Raw genomic sequence first — 16,859 nt, 5'->3', positions numbered from 1 at the left:
GACGGTATGACGTCGGCGTGGAGTGTGCGCGCGGCCCGGGAGCGCTCGGATACCGACCGGCATCGTGCCCTGCTCGATGCCGCGGCGGACGTTTTCATCGAACGTGGCTACGCGGCGACCACGGTGGCCGCGATCACCGCCCGAGCCGGTGTCTCCCGCGCGACGTTGTATGTGTACTTCGCGTCCAAGGACGAGATCTTCCACGCGCTCGCCGCGCGGGTTCGTGACGAATTCCTCGCCGCGCAGGAACCCGAACTGACCGATGCCGATCCGCGAGAGATGTTGCGCGCCACCATAGAATCGTTCGCCGAGGCGGTGCTGCACGCCGGTCCGCTGCTGCGGCTGATCGAGGAGCGCGGCGCCGTGGACCCGGAGATCGGCGAACTGGCCACCGAAATCTCCGAACGCCCCATCCGCCGCTTCGCGCGGTACCTGGACCGGGAACAGCGGGCCGGGACCATCGCCCTCGCGGCGCCGGCCCGCATGGTCGCCGAAACCGTCGGCTACGCGCTGACCCGCGGCATGCTCGCCCGCCGGGGCCATCCGGCGCCCGAGCGCGCCCGGTACCTCGCCGAGATGGGGCGGATCGCCGAAACCCTGCTCGGGCTACGCCCGGGCGCCGAATTTCCGGCTTGACCTTCACGTTACGGCAACTTCTACCGTCGAAGACGAGGCCGGAGCGACCGGCCCGCAGGACAGATGGGAAGCACCATGAGCTGGTCGATCGCGGAAGTGGCGAAGATGTCGGGAGTCACCGCCCGCACCTTGCGCCACTACGACGACATCGGCCTGCTCACCCCGGCCCACGTGGGCAGCAACGGCTATCGCTACTACGACGAGCGGAGTCTGTTGCGGCTGCAGCAGATCCTCGTGCTGCGCGAGCTGGGGCTCGGTCTCGCCGAGATCGCCGCGGCGGTCGACTCCGAACCGGACACGCTGGCAGCGCTCAAACGCCAGTACACCCGGCTGCTCGCCGAACGCGACCGGCTGGGACGGATGGCCGAGACCGTGGCGCGCACCATCGCCGAACTCGAAGGGAACAAGGAGATGTCAGTGCAGATCAACCGCCCGGAAAATCTGTTCGCGGGCTTCGATCACACGCAGTACGACGACGAGGCCCGGGAGCGCTGGCCCGAACAGTTCGAGCAGTCCCGGCGGGCGACCGCCGATATGACCGCCGAGGATGTCGAGCGCATGCAGCGGGAACTGACCGCCGCGATGATCCGGATGGCCGAATTCATGGCCGCCGGGACACCGGTCGAGGATGCGGCGGTACAGGCCGAAATCCACGCTCAGTACGAGGGTATTCGCCGTTTCTGGACCCCGAACCGGAGCGCGTACACCTGCCTCGGCCAGATGTATGTCGACGACGAACGGTTCAAGGCGAACTACGAGCGGATCGCGTCCGGATTGGCCGAATACCAGCGTGATGCCATGGCCGTCTACGCCGAGCAGCGGCTCACCGACTGATCGGCGTAGACGGTGGCCGCCTCGCCGCGGCGCACGACGAGCACGCCGGTGAGGACCAGCACCCCGCCGACCAGCTGGACGGGGTGCGGGGCCTCACCGAGCAGCGCCCACGCGAAGATCAGTGCCGCCACCACTTCGAGCAGACCCGTGAACGCCGCCGCCCGGGAGCCGAGCAGGCGCGTGGCCGCGATGCCGGCGACGTAGGCGAGGGCGGCGGTCACGGTGCCGAGGATCGCGATCGGCAGCCACCACGGCATCGTGACGCCTTGGTACACAACCGGATTCGTGGTGGCACGCAGCGGGAGTATCCCCGCTCCACCGGCGGCGAGCAGTCCGAGCCCGCCGACCAGCAGCCCGCCGGCGGCCAGTACCGTTCCCGGCAGCGCGCCGTCACCGCGCGCGGAGAGCACGAAATAGGCGACCCCGCAGGCCATGGCGAGCAGCGCCCACGCGATGCCGATCCGGTCGGCCGCGACGCCCGAACGCAGGTCGACCACCAGCGCCAGACCGGTCACACCGAGGCACGCACCGGCCACCGTCGCCACCCCCGGGCGTTGCCGGCGACGCAGCCACAACCAGCCGACCACCGCGATCGGGGAGGAGTATTGGATCAGCAGCGCCGTCCCCACCGCCAGATACGCGACAGCGGTGAAATAGGCCAGCTGCACTCCGGCGATCGCCACCACGCCGTACGCGAGGAGCAGAGATGCGTTGAGGCGCAACAGTTTCCAGTTCCCTCGCAGCTGTAGGGCCGCGATCGGCGCCAGTGCCGCGGCGGCGACGAGGACACGCACGATCACCACCGCCGCGGAACTCCAGCCGGCGGTCATCAGGCCGCGCGCCAACGGCCCGGACAGCGCGAACGACACCGCCGAGACCAGCGCGCAACTCGTGCCGGAGCCCAGCCGCCCGGCGGCAACCTCCGGCGCCATCCTCGACATGCCCGTGAACGCTAGGCTGGGCGCCGTCGGCTGTCACATGATTTTGCCGCCGCGTGGGGCGATCGCGGCCACCAGTTCGGCCACCGCGTCGGCGACCGGAGTGCTGCCGCCGGTGAGCTCGATGATCACCCGGTTCAGCGCCGGTTCGTGCAGGGCCGCGTCGATGAAGGCGGCGACGTCGTCGCGGGCGATCGAACCGTATTCGATAGCGAGCCCGGCGGTGACGGTGCCGGACCCCGGATCGTCGAGCAGCGTGCCCGGGCGCACGATGAGCCAGTCCAGCGCGGTGTGGGTCAGATGGACGTCCGCGGACTTCTTCACCCGCATGTAGTGCTCGAATCCCGCCGAGGTTTCGCGATCGCGCCCGGCATCGGGGAACACCGACACCAGCACGAAACGCGAGACACCCGCCTGCGCCGCGGCCGCGGCCGCCTTCTCCAGCCCGGCGCCGTCGATGGCCGTGGTCTTGTCGGGGCCGGTGCCGTGGGCGCCCGCGGAGAACACCACGGCGTCGTGCCCGGCGATCTTGGCCGCCAATTCCTCGATCGTGTCGTGGATCAGGTCGCCGGCCACCGGCGTCGCACCGGTCGCTGCGACGGTCTCGGCCTGGTCGGGATTGCGATGCATACCGGTGACCTGGTCACCGCGGTCCGTGAGCCGCTGCGCGAGGCGGCGGCCCACGCCGCCCGCCGCGCCGATCTGAAACACCTTCACGAGCGATCACCTCTCTGTCGGCGAGTGTGCGGTCCCTTGCCGATTGTGGACTCCGCGCCGGCACGCACCGCGCCCGGGTGCGGCAGCGGCGCGGCGGCCGGGAACGGTACCGGCGGGCGTCGGCGGGATCGGTTCTGCCGTATCAGAGCGTGCCCGGATGTGGTCGCAGCAGCACCGGCGCACCGTGGGCGGGCACATTGGTGATGTTGCGGATGCGCCCGCGTTCGTGGGTACGCACCGCTTCCAGGGCGAATCGGCCCAGGACTTCCGACAGCACCGCCGTGCCCTCCATCAGTGAGAAGCCGGCGCCGATACAGCGGCGCACACCGCCACCGAACGGCAGCCAGGTGTGGGCGGCCACGCTGCCGTCGAGAAAGCGTTCGGGGCGGAAACTCTCGGGCTCCGGGTGATTATCGGGATTCGCGTGCGCCAGTACGATCGAGGTCTGCACGACGGTGCCGCGGGGCAGGGTGTAGCCGCCGATCGTCGTCTCGCGCGTGAGCCGGCGCAATGTGCCGCCGATGACCGGATGGCGGCGCATCGCCTCCTTGAGCACCGCCTCCAGATATTTGTCGTCGCCCTCGGCGGCCGCGCGACGGGCCCGCTGCTGCACCTCGGGATGGGCGGCCAATTCGACCATCGCCCACGACAGCGCCGACGCGGTGGTCTCGTGCCCGGCCAGCAGCAGGGTCACCAGCTGGTCGCGGAGTTCGGCATCCGAGAGCGGCTCGTCGCCGGCTTCCGCGCCCACCGCGAGCAATCGGGCCAGCACGTCGGCGCGCGCACCGGGATCCGGCTCCGCGCGCCGGCGTGCGATCTCTTCGTAGAGCAGCGCGTCGATGGCATTCTTGTTGTCGGCGAACCGCTTCCACGGGCCGAAACGCTGCAGCCGATGCCATTTCCAGCCCAGGAAGATCAGCGGGCCGACATCGACCAGGTACCGCAGCCGCGGCGCGAGCTCGGCGCGTCCGCGCTGCTCGCTGATACCGAACACCACCTGCATGATCACATCGAGTGTCAGTTCGTTCATACGTGGCAGCGTCACGAGCGTGGTATCCGGCTGCCATTGGTCGATGTGGTGTTTGGCGATCGCTTCGACCAGGTCGCGGTAGCCGCGCAGCGCCGAGCCGGTGAACGCCGGCATCAGCAGCCGGCGGGCTCGCGCGTGTTCGTCCTCGTCGGTGAGCAGCAGCGAATGCCGCCCCATCACCGGCTCCAGCACCCGATTGCCTTCTCCGGCATGCAGGTCCGCCGGGGCGCCGGCGAAGATCTCGCGGATGTGCTCCGGCCGCGAGAACACCACCAGATTCTCGGCATAGGGTGCGATCATGCGCATCGTGTAGACATCGCCGTAGCGGCGCGAGGCCACCCCGGCGAACCAGCCCCGCCATTTCGCGTGCAACAGCGTCTGCGCCACCCGCGGCAGCCGGGGACCCGGCGGAAACTCAGTGGTCATGAGGCAACCTTCCGACGGGCGGCAACGGCGCGAGATCCGATATCCACTCACGGTAGCCCGGTAGCCGTTACCGGACCACACACGTTTCACGAGCAGTGGGCGGCTGTCCGATAGCTGGACCGGCCGTGTCGAACCTGTGAAAGTGCGCAGAGTGCACCGTCCGGGGCCATATCATCGGGGCCATGCCCACCTTCCGAGCGGCCGGCCGCAGGGATGTCTTCGCTGGTGATACCTGGCAGCTGGCGTGCGCGATCGGCTGTGCGTCGATCACCGTCGGGGTGATCATGCTCGTTTGGCCCGATAAGTCCGTTCCGGTTGCGGAGCTATTGCTCGGAACGGCGCTGCTGTTGACCGCCGCCTGGCAGTTCACGGTGGCCTTCCGCGCGCGCATCCGCGGCGGACTCAAGGCGCTGGAATTCGTCAGCGGGGCCCTGTCGGTGCTGCTCGCGCTGTGGTGCATGCGCAGCGGCGACTGGGTGGCGTTGCTGGCCATGTGGGTCGGGATGGGATGGATGATCCGCGGCATCGTGCAGGCGATCGTCGCGGCCTGGTCGGAAGATCTGCCGAAGCCGGGCCGCCGCGAGGGCTACGGCCTGGCGACACTGCTGGCCGGGCTCGTCGTGCTGGTGTGGCCGATCGACACCGTCGCGGCCCTGTCGGTTCTGGCCGGCGTCTGCCTGATCCTGCTCGGCGCGATGGAGATCCGCATGGCCGTCCGCATCCGCCGTCCCGATCGCGGTGGCGACCAGGTGGGGGTGCGCGGCCTGCTCGGCCCGCGTGCACAAACCCCGGTGCGGGCCGCGGATTAGGGTCGGCGTATGGCTGTCGTTCACCACACCACCCTCGAGCCCGGCAAACTCGAGCTGCTCACCGCATGGCTGCCCACGCGCGAATGGTTCACCGGCACAACGCCGCGACTGCACAAGGCGGGCGGGTTCCGTCTCGACGACCCCGCAGGGGAGGTGGGCATCGAGCACATGCTCGTCGTCGACACCGCCGATTCCCGCCGGCCCGTCTACCACGTGCCGATGACCGATCGCGGCGCTCCGCTGCCCGGCGCGGACGCGGCGTTGATCGGCACCTCCGAACACGGTGTGCTCGGAACCCGGTGGATCTACGACGCCGCGCACGACCCGGTGGCACTCGCGCAGATGGCGGCGCTGCTCGCCGGGCGCGCGGTGGCGCAGGATCAGAACCTCAGCGACACCCCCGCCGGCATCGTCGAGGTGTCCGTCGCCGATCCGGAATCACCGAAGGCCGTGCGCGTCAACCGGATCCCCTCGCCGGCGGCCGTCTCCGCGCCCGGCTGGGTCCGGGTGGGCTGGGCCGATCCGGACGGCGCGCCGGGCGCGGGGGTAGTGCTGGAGGTAGCGGTGAACTGAGCGCGCACGCGTGCGGCCGGAAAGGAGTCGAGGTGACGATCGGCAGATACGGATATCGGACGGCTGCGGTGGTGGTGCTCGGCGCGACCGCACTCGGCTCATGCGCGCAGCACGGCTCCGGGCCCGCACCCTCCGCCCGGCCGGCCACCGAAACGTCTGCCGCGCAGACGCCTTCGCCGCAGGCGAACCCCACAACAGGATCCACCACCACCGCGTCGGCCGTCGCGCCGTGCCGGCCGCGCCAGTTGGACACCACCGCCCACACCCTGTCTCCCGGGATGATGCATCGCGGCGTCGAGTTGACCTTCGCCCTCGCCGCCGACACCCCGCCCTGCACGATCGCCGGCTATCCCGGCGTCGACACCGGTGAGGGCGGCCCGGTCCTGCACGCCCGACGTACCCCGCGCGGATATATGGGCGGCCTGCCCCGGGACGACGACACCCCACCCGTCGTCACGGTGCTGCCCGGTCGTCCCGCCCGCGCGGTCGTGGAGGGGTCGGCGATGGGCCCGGCCGGCGAGGACTGCCCGCTGTACACGAGTCTCGTTGTGACAGCTCCCGATTCGATCGACACCCGCACCGTGCACACCACCATCGACACCTGCGCCCTGGAGGTGCATCCGGTCACCGGCTGACGCGGCCCCGGTGCCCGCGGCGCCGGGTCTCAGGTGTAGGCGAGCATTCGGCACGGTCCGCCCGTGCCGCCGATGTGCTCGGGCGCGCCGATCACGACGGTGGCACCGGTCGGCGGGACCGAGCCGAGATTGGCCACCATCTCCACGCCGTAGCGCCCGCCGCCGAGGAATGCGGTGTGCGCGCCGTAGTCGGGATCGGCGGCGTGGTCGAGGCTGAGTGTATCCACCCCCGCGCCGGCGATATCGCGGTGGCGCACAAGGTATTCCGCCGCCTCGGCGCAGAAGCCGGGAGCATGCGGGGTGCCCTGGACGTCGAGGTTGACGAAGGCCGCCGGATGCGCGAGCCGGCGTTCCCACCCGGAGTACATGGCGACGAAGGCGCGCGGTGGAATGCGGCCGTAGATCCGCTCGAACGCATCGATGTCATCGATCGTGACCGTCGCGTCGACATCGAACGCCGCCTTCGCGCTGATGTCGATCACGACGAGTGGAGCCACCAGATCGCGCACCGAGAAGGTGTCGATCGACGACCCGCCGGACGCGCGGCGCAGCGGCGCGTCGACATGTGTTCCGGTGTGCTCCCACAGCGCGATCGCGTTCTGATCGAAACCTCCCAGCGCATGCCATGCCACCGGAACCATCGCGAACGGCGGGTTACCCGGCCACATCGGCGTATTCGGCCCCACGGGATGGGTGAGGTCGACGACGCTTCCCGCCCGCGGGCGCGCGACGGGTGCGGTGGCCGCCACCGCCAGTGCCGCGAGGCCGGCGGCGCCTCCCAGGGCACGCTGCGACGGGACCGCCGCGAAATCGGCGCCGTCGTGGGCGATCCGGACGATCCGAGGTGCACACATGGTGCCCGGCAGCTTAGCCGCTGCCCGGGCGGCGGACGCTGTTCGATCGCGGCGCGGACCTCTGCGAGCCGCAGGACGACGCCGCCGAGAACCTGGCAGCTTGGGTGGCGCTCGTGGTCGAGCAGGCCGGAGCGGACCGGGCGCAGCGCCTCATCGCCGTGGCGCGGGCCGGTCTGTTCGTGTAACTCGCAGCGAAATCCTCAGTGGGCCTTACGGGCCAGGGCGCACGCGATCAGGTGTTCCCACAGGGTGGGTTCGCGCTCGGCGGGTCCGATGCGCGAGACCGAGGCGTCGGCTTCGGCGGGCCGCCAGCGGGCGCAGGTCTCCAGCCCCGGCTCGAGCACCTCGAGATCGCCGAACAGGCCGAGGATCTCCTCGTCCGAACGCCAGCGGCCCCGACCGAACGTCGCCTGCAGCTTCTCCTCCGCGGCCTGCGTCTCCTCGTTGAAGCCGGAGCGGAAATGTGAGATGTAGATCTGTGAGCCCACCGCAATCCGGTCGGTCCACCACTTCACCAGCTCGGCCGGATTCTCGTCGTCGTTGAGGTGGTGCAAGATCGCGCTGAAGATCACCGCCACCGGCTCGTCGAAATTAATCAGCCGCTGCAAATCCGGATGGGAGACGATGGACTCCGGATCGCGCAGATCCGCGTGGATGACCGTGGTGTTGTCGTCGGCGGACAGCAGTGCGCGCCCATGGGCCAGCACGATCGGGTCGTTGTCCACGTACACCACGCGCGCCGTGTCCAGGTGGCGCTGGGCGACCTGATGCACGTTGTCGACGGTGGGCAACCCGCTGCCCATATCGATGAACTGGCGCACACCGGAGTCCGCGATATCGGCGACCGCGCGAATCATGGCCTGCCGATTGGAGTACGCGATGGCGACCGAACCGGGGAGATCGTTGATGAAGTAGTCACCGACCTTGCGGTCGACGGCGTAATTGTCGCGCCCGCCCAGCAGATAGTCGTACACGCGGGCGATGCTCGGCTTCGATTGATCCACCTGTGCGGCGCTGTCGGTCATGACACCTGTTTCTGTGCGCGGAGGTCGTCGTCGGACTCGATCCTAGGGCCACCGCGGGCTTTTCGGTGCGGCGTCGACGAGAACCGTTATCCCGGAAGTGCTTTCCGGCATTATCCGCCGACGAATCCGACCGCGCGGTTCGCCAAGTCGAGCAACGGCTGCGGCACGATACCCAGGGCCAGTGTGGCGGCGCCGGTGACGATGACGACCATCGTGGTCACCGGCGCGGTGACCACGGCGGGCGGCGCGTCCGGCGGATCGGTGAAGAACATCTGCACGATGACGCGAATGTAGAAGAACACGGCGATCGCACTGGAGATCACACCGACGATCACCAGATACGCCGCATGTCCGGAGGCGGCCGCCGAGAACACCGCGAATTTTCCGACGAAACCACTGGTCAGCGGAATGCCCGCGAACGACAGCAGAAACAGCGCGAAAACCGTTGCCAGCCATGGTGAACGGCGGCCGAGCCCGGCCCACGCCGACAGTGCGGTGGCCTCGTCTCCCACCCGGTCGCGCACCAGCGTGACCACCGCGAACGCGCCCACCGTGCTCACGCCGTAGACCGCCAGATAGAACAGCACCGACGACACCCCGTCGGAATTGGCCGCCACCAGCGCGGTGAGGATGAAGCCGGCGTGTGCGATGGAGGAGTAGGCGAGCATGCGCTTCACATCGGTCTGGGTCACGGCGAGAATCGCGCCCAGCACCATCGTGGCCACCGCCACGGCGCCCAGGATCGGACGCCAGTCCGCGCTCAGCCCCGGCACCGCGACCTGCAGGATGCGCAGCAGTGCACCGACCGCCGCGATCTTGGTCGCCGCGGCCATGAACGCGGTGACCGCGGTCGGCGCCCCCTGATACACATCGGGCACCCACGACTGGAACGGCACCGCGCCGATCTTGAACAGCAAGCCGACCACCAGCATCGCCACACCCAGCACCGCAAGGGTTTTCGAGCCGGAATCCCGGGCCACCGCGTCGGCGATCCCGGAGAGGCGAACCGTGCCGGCGTATCCGTACAGCAGCGCCATCCCGTACAGGAAGAAGGCCGAGGCGAACGCGCCCAGCAGGAAGTACTTCAGCGCTGCCTCCTGCGACAGCAGCCGACGCCGCCGCGCCAGCCCGCACAGCAGATACAGCGGCAGCGACAGCACCTCGAGCGCGACGAACATCGACAGCAGATCGTTCGAGGCGGGAAACAGCAGCATGCCGCCGACCGCGAACAGGGTCAGCGGGAAGACCTCGGTGGTGGTGATACCCGCTCGCGCTGCCGCGATCTCGTCCGAACTGCCCGGCACCGCCGCGGCCTGCGGGGTGAAGGCGTCGACGGCGACCGCGCCCACGGCCACCGCGGCAGCCCGGCTCCACGTCCCCGGGCCCTCCCGGCTTTCGCGCGCCAGCCGCGGTTCGGTTCCGCGTTCGGCCATCAGCGCGACCGCGAGAATCGCGACCACCAGGATGGTGCCCTGCAGCATCAACGTCACGTTGTCGACGGCGACCGCGCCGACGGCCACCGTGGCATGAGTGCCCGCGAGCGCGACCACCGCCACCAATGCCGCGACCAAACCGCCCAGCGCGAGCACCAGATGCACCGGATAGCGCCACGCACGCGGCAGGAACGCCTCGGCCAGCACCCCGGCGACGGCCACACCGAAGACGACGAGCATCGGTGACAGGGCGTGATATTCGATCGAAGGAGCCGGAACCGTCGCGGCCATAAGCTGATTCACCGGTGGTTACCTCCGCTCGGAGTGGTCGCGGCCGGTACGGTCGCGGCATCCGGCGCGACCGTGGGCGCCGGATCGTGTTTGCCGATGGTGGTGAGCGTGCCGGCCACCGCCGGATTGATGCGATCGAGAACCGGTTTCGGGTAGGCGCCCAGGACCAGTAGCGCCGCCAGCAACGGCACCACGACCACCAGTTCGCGCGGCAGCAGATCCTGCAATCGCTCGTTGCCCTTGCGGACCGGCCCGGTCATCATCCGCTGGTACATCCACAGCACATACAGCGCCGCCAGCACCAGCGCGCCGGTGGCGAACACCGCCGCCACCGGATATCTGGTGAACGTGCCGGCCAGCACCAGGAATTCGCTGACGAACGGCGCCAGACCGGGCAGCGAGAGCGTCGCCAGGCCCGCGATCAGGAAAGTTCCCGCCAATACCGGCGCCACCTTCTGTACGCCGCCGAATTCCGCGATCGCCCGAGTTCCGCGGCGCGACACCAGGAATCCCGCGATGAGGAACAGCGCGGCGGTCGAGATGCCGTGGTTGACCATGTACAGCGTCGCGCCCGCGCCGCCCTGATTGGTCATCGCGAAGATGCCGAGGATGATGAAACCGAAATGCGAGATCGAGGTGTAGGCGATCAGGCGCATGACATCGGTCTGCCCGATGGCCAGCAGCGCGCCGTAGAGGATGCCGATCACCGCCAGCACGCTGATCATCGGCGCGTAGGTGGTCGAGGCGGCCGGGAACAGCAGCAGGCAGTAGCGCAGCATGCCGAAGGTGCCGACCTTGTCGACCACCGCCATCATCAGCACCGCGCTCGCCGGTGTGGCCGACACCGCCGCGCCGGGCAGCCAGGTGTGCAGCGGCCACAGCGGCGCCTTCACGGCGAAGGCGAACATGAAGCCGAGGAACAGCGCGTTGAGCACGGCCGGGCCGGCGCCGAGCTGCCCGGAATTCGCCGCCGCCGCGACCGCCCGGAAATCGAAGGTGCCACCCGCACCGCCGAGATGTGCCCGTGCGGTGAGCACATAGAGCCCGATCACCGCGGCCAGCATGATCAGGCCGCCGAACAGGTTGTACAGCAGGAATTTCACCGCCGCGCGCGAACGCTGCTGCCGCCGGGCCAGTTCCACGGCCGCCGATTCACTGCCGCCGGTGCGGGGCCCGAAGCCGCCGATGAGGAAGTACATCGGGATCAGCATGACCTCGAAGAACACGTAGAACAGCAGGATGTCGAGCGAGACGAACGAGATCAGCACCATCGACTCGACGATCAGGGTGAGCGCGACGTAGATGTGCGCGACCCGCCGCCCGCTGCCCGCCTCGCGGTCGTCCTTCCATCCGGCGAGGATCAGCAAAGGCACCAGTGCGGCGGTCAACAGCAGCAGCACCAGCGCGATCCCGTCGACGCCGAGGGTGTAGCCGGCGCCGAAAGCCGGTATCCAGCGGTGTGATTCGACGAGCTGATATTGCGGCCCGCCCGGATCGAAACGCACCGCGACCACGATCGCGACGGCCACGGTGGCCAGCGCCGCCACGAGCCCGGTCACCCGGGCCACCGTGCGCCGTCCGGCCGGAACCGCCAGCACGACGACGGCGCCGGCCAGGGGCAGCACCCACAGTGTGGTCAGCCAGGGATACTCCGTCACAGCAACCTCACCGCCAGCAGGGCCGCGACCACCAGGGCCGCGCCGGTGAACATGGACAGGGCGTACGAGCGTACGAAACCCGTTTGCACGCGCCGGATTCGAGCGGACAGGCCGCCGATCACCGCGGCCGTGGTGTTGACGATGCCGTCGATACCGCGGTTGTCGAGGAAGACCAGCGAGCGGGTCAGATGGGTGCCCGGACGCATGAACGCGGCCTCGTTGAACGCGTCGCCGTACAGGTCGCGGCGCGCGGCGACGGTCAGCGGCGTGACGTCCTGCGGGGCGGTGCGCGGCACCGGCCGCCGCGCGTACTGGCGGTAGGCGACCGCGATACCGATCGCGACCACGACCAGCGCCGCCACGGTGACCGCCCACGCCGGCACGGCGCTTTCGGCGTGTTCGGTGCCGACCACCGGCGCCAGCCAGTTCTGCAGCGACGATCCGAAGACGAACACCCCGCCGGAGAACACCGATCCGACGGCCAGCACGATCATCGGGCCGGTCATCACCGCGGGCGCCTCGTGCGGATGTGGCTCGGTCTCGGATTCGCCCGCAGCCCAGCGCTTTTCGCCGAAGAACGTCAACAGCATCACGCGCGTCATATAGAAGGCGGTGATCCCGGCGCCGAGCAGCGCGGCGGCGCCGAGGGTGATGCCGTTCGCACCGCCGTACCCGAACGCGGCCTCGATGATCCTGTCCTTGGAGAAGAACCCCGCGAACGGCGGCACCCCGATGATCGCCAGATAGCCGAGCCCGAAGGTGACGAAGGTGATCGGCAGGTACTTCCGCAGCCCGCCGTAGCGGCGCATATCGGTTTCGTCGTTCATCGCGTGCATGACCGATCCGGCGCCGAGGAACAATCCGGCCTTGAAGAAGCCGTGGGTGAGCAGATGCATGATCGCCACGGCATATCCGGCCGGGCCCAGTCCGGCGGCCAGCACCATATAGCCGATCTGACTCATCGTGGACGCCGCCAGCGCCTTCTTGATGTCGTCCTTCGCACAGCCGATCACGGCGCCGAACAGCAGCGTCACCGCGCCCACCACCAGCACGCCGGCGCGCGCCGCCGGGGCCGCGTCGAAGATCGCGTTCGAACGCGCGATCAGATACACACCCGCGGTCACCATGGTCGCGGCGTGGATGAGCGCAGACACCGGAGTCGGGCCTTCCATCGCGTCGCCGAGCCAGGACTGCAGCGGCACCTGCGCGGATTTACCGCACGCGCCCAGCAGCAACAGCAGCCCCAGGGCGGTCAGGGTGCCTTCGCTCGCATGCGGGACACCAGCGAACACGTGCCCGAAGTCGACCGAGCCGAAGGTGGCGAACATCAGGAACAGCGCGATCGCCAGACCCATGTCGCCGACACGGTTGACCACGAAGGCCTTCTTCGCCGCCGCGGCCGCGGAGGGCTTCTCGTGCCAGAACCCGATCAGCAGGTACGAGGCCAGGCCCACGCCCTCCCAGCCGAGATAGAGCACCAGATAGTTGTCGGCCATGACCAGGATCAGCATCGCGGCCAGGAACAGGTTGAGGTAGGCGAAGAACCGCCGCCGCGCCGGATCGTGTCCCATGTAGCCGACCGAGTAGATGTGGATCAGTGAGCCGACGCCGGTGATCAGCAGGACGAAACACATCGTCAGCTGATCGAGCTGCAGCGAGAATTCGGCCTGCAGCCCGGCCACCGGTATCCAGCTGAAGAAGTTGTGCGACACCGCGCGATCGGCGCCGGCGCGGCCGAGCATCTCGGTGAACGCCCACACCGCCACGCCGAACGAGGCGACCGCGGTCGCGCAGCCCAGCCAATGCCCCCAGCGGTCGCTCGTGCGTCCCGCCAGCAGCAGGATCAGCGCGCCGGCGGCGGGCAGGGCCGGCAGCAGCCAGAGCAGATTCCCGGTACCCACGTCAGTACTTCAGCAGGTTGGCGTCGTCGACCGAGGTCGAGCGGCGGGTGCGGAAGATGGTCATGATGATCGCCAGGCCCACGACGACTTCCGAGGCGGCCACGACCATCGTGAAGAACGCGAAGACCTGCCCGTCGAGGTTGTGGTGCTGACGGGCGAAGGTGACGAACGCGAGATTGACCGCGTTGAGCATCAACTCGATGCACATGAACACCACGATCGCGTTGCGCCGCACCAGCACCCCGGCCGCGCCGATGGTGAACAGCAGGGCGGACAGGTACAGGTAGTTGTCCGGATTCACCGCGGAGCCTTCCTCTCGTTGTCGCCGGTCGCGTGGGCGCTGTCGCTCTCGTCGCCATGCCCGTTCCGGTCGCTGCCGTTCGAACCGTCACCGTTGCCGCCGTTGCCGTTTCGCATTCCGAGCTCGGCTGCCTCGGTGTGGGCGCGGCGGCGGCGATGGCGCAGGATGGTGCTCACCGACAGTTCGGCGAACGAGCCGTCGGGCAGCCGGGCGGGCACGTCGACGGCGTTGTGGCGGGCGTACACACCAGGAGTGGGTAGGGGAGTGATGCGGTGGCCTTCGCGCAGGCGGCGTTGCGATTGTTCGCGCTGCCCGGTGCGCCGACCGAACCGTTCCCGGTGCGCGAGGATCATCGCGCCGATGGTGGCGGTGATCAGCAGCGCGCCGGTGAGTTCGAAGGCCCACACGTACCGCACGAAGATCAGGTCGGCCAGCGCCCCGATCGGGTCGGCGCCGAACCCGGGCCCGGTGGCCGCCACCGAATCGTCGCGCACACCACGGGCGATCGCCGCGATGAGCAACAGTCCGAATCCGGCACCCACCACGACGACGGCGATGCGGTGCCCGCGCAACGTCTCCCGCAGCGATTCGGCCGAATCGACACCGACGAGCATCAGCACGAACAGGAACAACATCATGACCGCGCCCGTGTACACCACGATCTGCACCACCCCCAGGAACAGCGCGTCCTGGGCGATATAGAACACCGACAGGGTGATCATGGTGGCGGCCAGGCACAGCGCGGAGTGCACGGCCTTGCGGGCACACACCATGCCGAGTGCGCCCGCCACCGCGACCACGGCCAGGACCCAGAACAGCACCGCCTCGCCGGTGGACGTTCGCGTAACTGCTTCGGCGGCAAGCACATTCACTCCCGGGCTCACTGCGCACCTCCTTGTGCGCCGGTGGCGGCCGGTTGCCGTTCCGCCGCATCGGCGGCGGAGTCCGCGGAGTCCGGACTCACGGGATCCGGAGCGCCGGAACCGGATCGGCGCGCCGACGCGATACCGGTGGAGCCGAGGCCCGTGTCGCGGTCGGTGCCGGGCGCTGCCGGAACGGCGCCGAGGTAGTAGTCCTCCTCGGTGGCGCCCGGGTAGGCGGCGTGCGGCGGGGCGATCATTCCGTCGCCCAGCGGGGCGAGCAGCCGGTCCTTCTCGTAGATCAGATCGGCGCGATTGTCGTCGGCCAGCTCGTATTCGTTGGTCATCGTCAATGCCCGCGTGGGGCATGCCTCGATGCACAGTCCGCAGCCGATGCAGCGCAGATAGTTGATCTGGTAGACGCGGCCGTAGCGTTCGCCGGGGGAGTAGCGCTCGCTGTCGGTGTTGTCGGCGCCCTCGACGTAGATCGCGTCGGCGGGGCAGGCCCACGCGCACAGTTCGCAGCCGATGCACTTCTCGAGCCCGTCGGGATGCCGGTTGAGCTGGTGGCGGCCGTGGTAGCGCGGCGCGGTCGGCACCTTCTCCTCGGGGTAGAACTCGGTGTTCTTCTTCTTGAACATCGTGACGAAGGTGACCCAGAATCCGCCGAGGGGTTCCAGCAGACCGGCTTTGGTGGCAGCCGGCGCGGTCTCGGGCATCGGCGGCACCGGGAAGTCCGAGAACTGTTGTGTCCCGGTCGTTTCCGGTGCGGGATTGTCCCCGGCGCGCCCGGCGCGCAACATCATCGCCAGCAGGCCCACCGAGATGATCACCCCGGCGACCACGAGGCCCGTGGTCTGCACGTCGTGGCCGTTGTCCTGCACCACCTTCAGCGTCGCCACGACCATCACCCACAGCAGCGACACCGGAATGAGCAACTTCCAGCCGAGGTTCATGAACTGGTCGTAGCGCAGCCGGGGCAGCGTCCCGCGCAGCCAGATGAAGACGAACAGGAACGTCCAGACCTTCAGCGTGAACCACAGCAGCGGCCACCAGCCCGAATTCGCGCCGTCCCACAGGTTCAGCGGGAAAGGCGCGTGCCAGCCGCCGAAGAACAGTGTGGTGGCCAGCGCCGAGACGGTGCCCATGTTGATGTATTCGGCCATCATGAACATCGCGAATTTCAGCGACGAGTACTCGGTGTGGAAACCGCCGACGAGTTCACCCTCGGCTTCGGGCAGATCGAAGGGGGCGCGATTGGTTTCGCCGACCATCGCCACCGCGTAGATGACGAACGACGGCAGCAGCAGCCACACGTTCCAGGTGCCCCACTGCCGGTCCACGATGCCGGAGGTGGACATGGTGCCGGCCAGCAGGAACACCGCCGCGAAACACGCCGCCATCGCGATCTCGTAGGAAATCACCTGCGCGGTCGACCGCAGACCACCGAGCAGCGGATACGTCGATCCCGACGACCACCCCGCCAGCACGATGCCGTAGACCCCGATCGAGGTCATCGCGAGGATGTAGAGCACTCCCACCGGCATATCGGTCAACTGCAGGGGTGTGCGGGTGCCGAAGATCGACACCTCCGGCCCCAGCGGGATCACCGCGAACGCCATCACCGCCGGAATCAGCGCGACGACCGGCGCCAGAATGTAGATGGGCTTGTCGACCATCGCCGGGACGATGTCCTCCTTGAGGAGCATCTTCACCCCGTCGGCGATGGATTGCAGCGAGCCGCGCGGCCCGACCCGGTTGGGCCCGACCCGCATCTGCATCCAGGCCACCACCTTGCGCTCGATGATCACCGCGAGCAGCGGGATGAGCAGCAGGAAGATGAAGATGCCGACGGATTTGAGCACGACCAGCCACCACGGGTCGTGGCCGAAGGCGGACAGATCGGCCGGGGCTGCGAGCAGCACGGTCGGCGACATC

General features: G+C 69.0%; 16 protein-coding genes. 5 read left to right on the top strand and 11 right to left on the bottom strand.

The genetic code is table 11. From position 1 onward, the window contains the following. Nucleotides 1-6: 6 nt before the first annotated feature. Nucleotides 7-636 carry a TetR/AcrR family transcriptional regulator gene (locus NA3_RS16400; protein ID WP_167354996.1) on the top strand — a complete coding sequence of 210 codons (630 nt, stop codon included), beginning with the start codon at nucleotides 7-9 and terminating at the stop codon, nucleotides 634-636. A gap of 75 nt (nucleotides 637-711) precedes the next feature. Continuing rightward, nucleotides 712-1,470: a MerR family transcriptional regulator gene (locus NA3_RS16395; protein ID WP_062964638.1), complete on the top strand. Its 759-nt coding sequence runs from the start codon at nucleotides 712-714 to the stop codon at nucleotides 1,468-1,470. On the opposite strand, the gene NA3_RS16390 is transcribed toward NA3_RS16395, so the two are convergent. The 3 genes from NA3_RS16390 to NA3_RS16380 all read right to left on the bottom strand — a co-directional run bounded on the left by NA3_RS16390 (nucleotide 1,443) and on the right by NA3_RS16380 (nucleotide 4,581). Beyond that, nucleotides 1,443-2,411 carry an EamA family transporter gene (locus NA3_RS16390; protein WP_062964461.1) on the bottom strand — a complete coding sequence of 323 codons (969 nt, stop codon included), beginning with the start codon at nucleotides 2,409-2,411 and terminating at the stop codon, nucleotides 1,443-1,445. The genes NA3_RS16395 and NA3_RS16390 overlap by 28 nt on opposite strands. Before the next feature lie 33 nt (nucleotides 2,412-2,444). Further along, a complete protein-coding gene (locus NA3_RS16385) occupies nucleotides 2,445-3,125 on the bottom strand; it encodes an NAD(P)H-binding protein (protein ID WP_062964460.1) in 681 nt (226 codons plus the stop codon). 142 nt (nucleotides 3,126-3,267) lie between these two features. After that, entirely contained in the window at nucleotides 3,268-4,581 is a 1,314-nt protein-coding gene (locus NA3_RS16380; RefSeq protein ID WP_062964459.1) for a cytochrome P450, read from the bottom strand. A gap of 182 nt (nucleotides 4,582-4,763) precedes the next feature. On the opposite strand from NA3_RS16380, the gene NA3_RS16375 reads away from it, so the two are divergent. From NA3_RS16375 to NA3_RS38645, 3 genes are read left to right on the top strand one after another with little or no spacing between them, the layout of a single operon-like run. Continuing rightward, a complete protein-coding gene (locus NA3_RS16375; protein WP_062964458.1) occupies nucleotides 4,764-5,390 on the top strand; it encodes an HdeD family acid-resistance protein in 627 nt (208 codons plus the stop codon). 9 nt (nucleotides 5,391-5,399) lie between these two features. Continuing rightward, nucleotides 5,400-5,963, top strand: coding sequence for a maltokinase N-terminal cap-like domain-containing protein (locus NA3_RS16370; protein WP_062964457.1), 564 nt, complete (start codon nucleotides 5,400-5,402; stop codon nucleotides 5,961-5,963). Between the two features lie 32 nt (nucleotides 5,964-5,995). Further along, complete coding sequence (locus NA3_RS38645; protein ID WP_227995187.1) at nucleotides 5,996-6,598, top strand: DUF4232 domain-containing protein; 603 nt, start codon at nucleotides 5,996-5,998, stop codon at nucleotides 6,596-6,598. Between the two features lie 29 nt (nucleotides 6,599-6,627). On the opposite strand, the gene NA3_RS16360 is transcribed toward NA3_RS38645, so the two are convergent. The 8 genes from NA3_RS16360 to nuoH form a co-directional block, all read right to left on the bottom strand. Further along, nucleotides 6,628-7,452: a cyclase family protein gene (locus NA3_RS16360; RefSeq protein ID WP_062964456.1), complete on the bottom strand. Its 825-nt coding sequence runs from the start codon at nucleotides 7,450-7,452 to the stop codon at nucleotides 6,628-6,630. A gap of 200 nt (nucleotides 7,453-7,652) precedes the next feature. Continuing rightward, nucleotides 7,653-8,477: an SAM-dependent methyltransferase gene (locus NA3_RS16355; protein WP_062964455.1), complete on the bottom strand. Its 825-nt coding sequence runs from the start codon at nucleotides 8,475-8,477 to the stop codon at nucleotides 7,653-7,655. Between the two features lie 110 nt (nucleotides 8,478-8,587). Beyond that, on the bottom strand, nucleotides 8,588-10,201 hold the full coding sequence (gene nuoN, locus NA3_RS16350) for an NADH-quinone oxidoreductase subunit NuoN (RefSeq protein ID WP_062964454.1): 1,614 nt from the start codon (nucleotides 10,199-10,201) through the stop codon (nucleotides 8,588-8,590). A gap of 8 nt (nucleotides 10,202-10,209) precedes the next feature. Then, nucleotides 10,210-11,859 (bottom strand): NADH-quinone oxidoreductase subunit M, encoded by a 1,650-nt coding sequence (locus NA3_RS16345; RefSeq protein WP_062964453.1) that lies wholly within the window; start codon nucleotides 11,857-11,859, stop codon nucleotides 10,210-10,212. Then, nucleotides 11,856-13,760: an NADH-quinone oxidoreductase subunit L gene (gene nuoL / locus NA3_RS16340; RefSeq protein ID WP_062964452.1), complete on the bottom strand. Its 1,905-nt coding sequence runs from the start codon at nucleotides 13,758-13,760 to the stop codon at nucleotides 11,856-11,858. Before nuoL ends, NA3_RS16345 begins: the two co-directional genes overlap by 4 nt. A gap of 1 nt (nucleotide 13,761) precedes the next feature. After that, entirely contained in the window at nucleotides 13,762-14,061 is a 300-nt protein-coding gene (nuoK, locus tag NA3_RS16335; RefSeq protein WP_039778094.1) for an NADH-quinone oxidoreductase subunit NuoK, read from the bottom strand. Further along, nucleotides 14,058-14,945 (bottom strand): NADH-quinone oxidoreductase subunit J, encoded by an 888-nt coding sequence (locus tag NA3_RS16330; protein ID WP_084491601.1) that lies wholly within the window; start codon nucleotides 14,943-14,945, stop codon nucleotides 14,058-14,060. Before NA3_RS16330 ends, nuoK begins: the two co-directional genes overlap by 4 nt. Continuing rightward, the gene (gene nuoH, locus NA3_RS39470) at nucleotides 14,942-16,858 is read right to left on the bottom strand and encodes an NADH-quinone oxidoreductase subunit NuoH (protein WP_084491623.1); all 1,917 of its coding nucleotides are present in this window, start codon (nucleotides 16,856-16,858) and stop codon (nucleotides 14,942-14,944) included. Before nuoH ends, NA3_RS16330 begins: the two co-directional genes overlap by 4 nt. Between the last annotated feature and the right edge of the window lies 1 nt (nucleotide 16,859).

The organism is Nocardia africana NBRC 100379 (genome assembly GCF_001612635.1).
GTDB classification, from domain to species: domain Bacteria; phylum Actinomycetota; class Actinomycetes; order Mycobacteriales; family Mycobacteriaceae; genus Nocardia; species Nocardia africana.
Note: the sequence above shows the minus strand (reverse complement) of the source record. Positions and strands in the feature narration are given on the sequence as shown.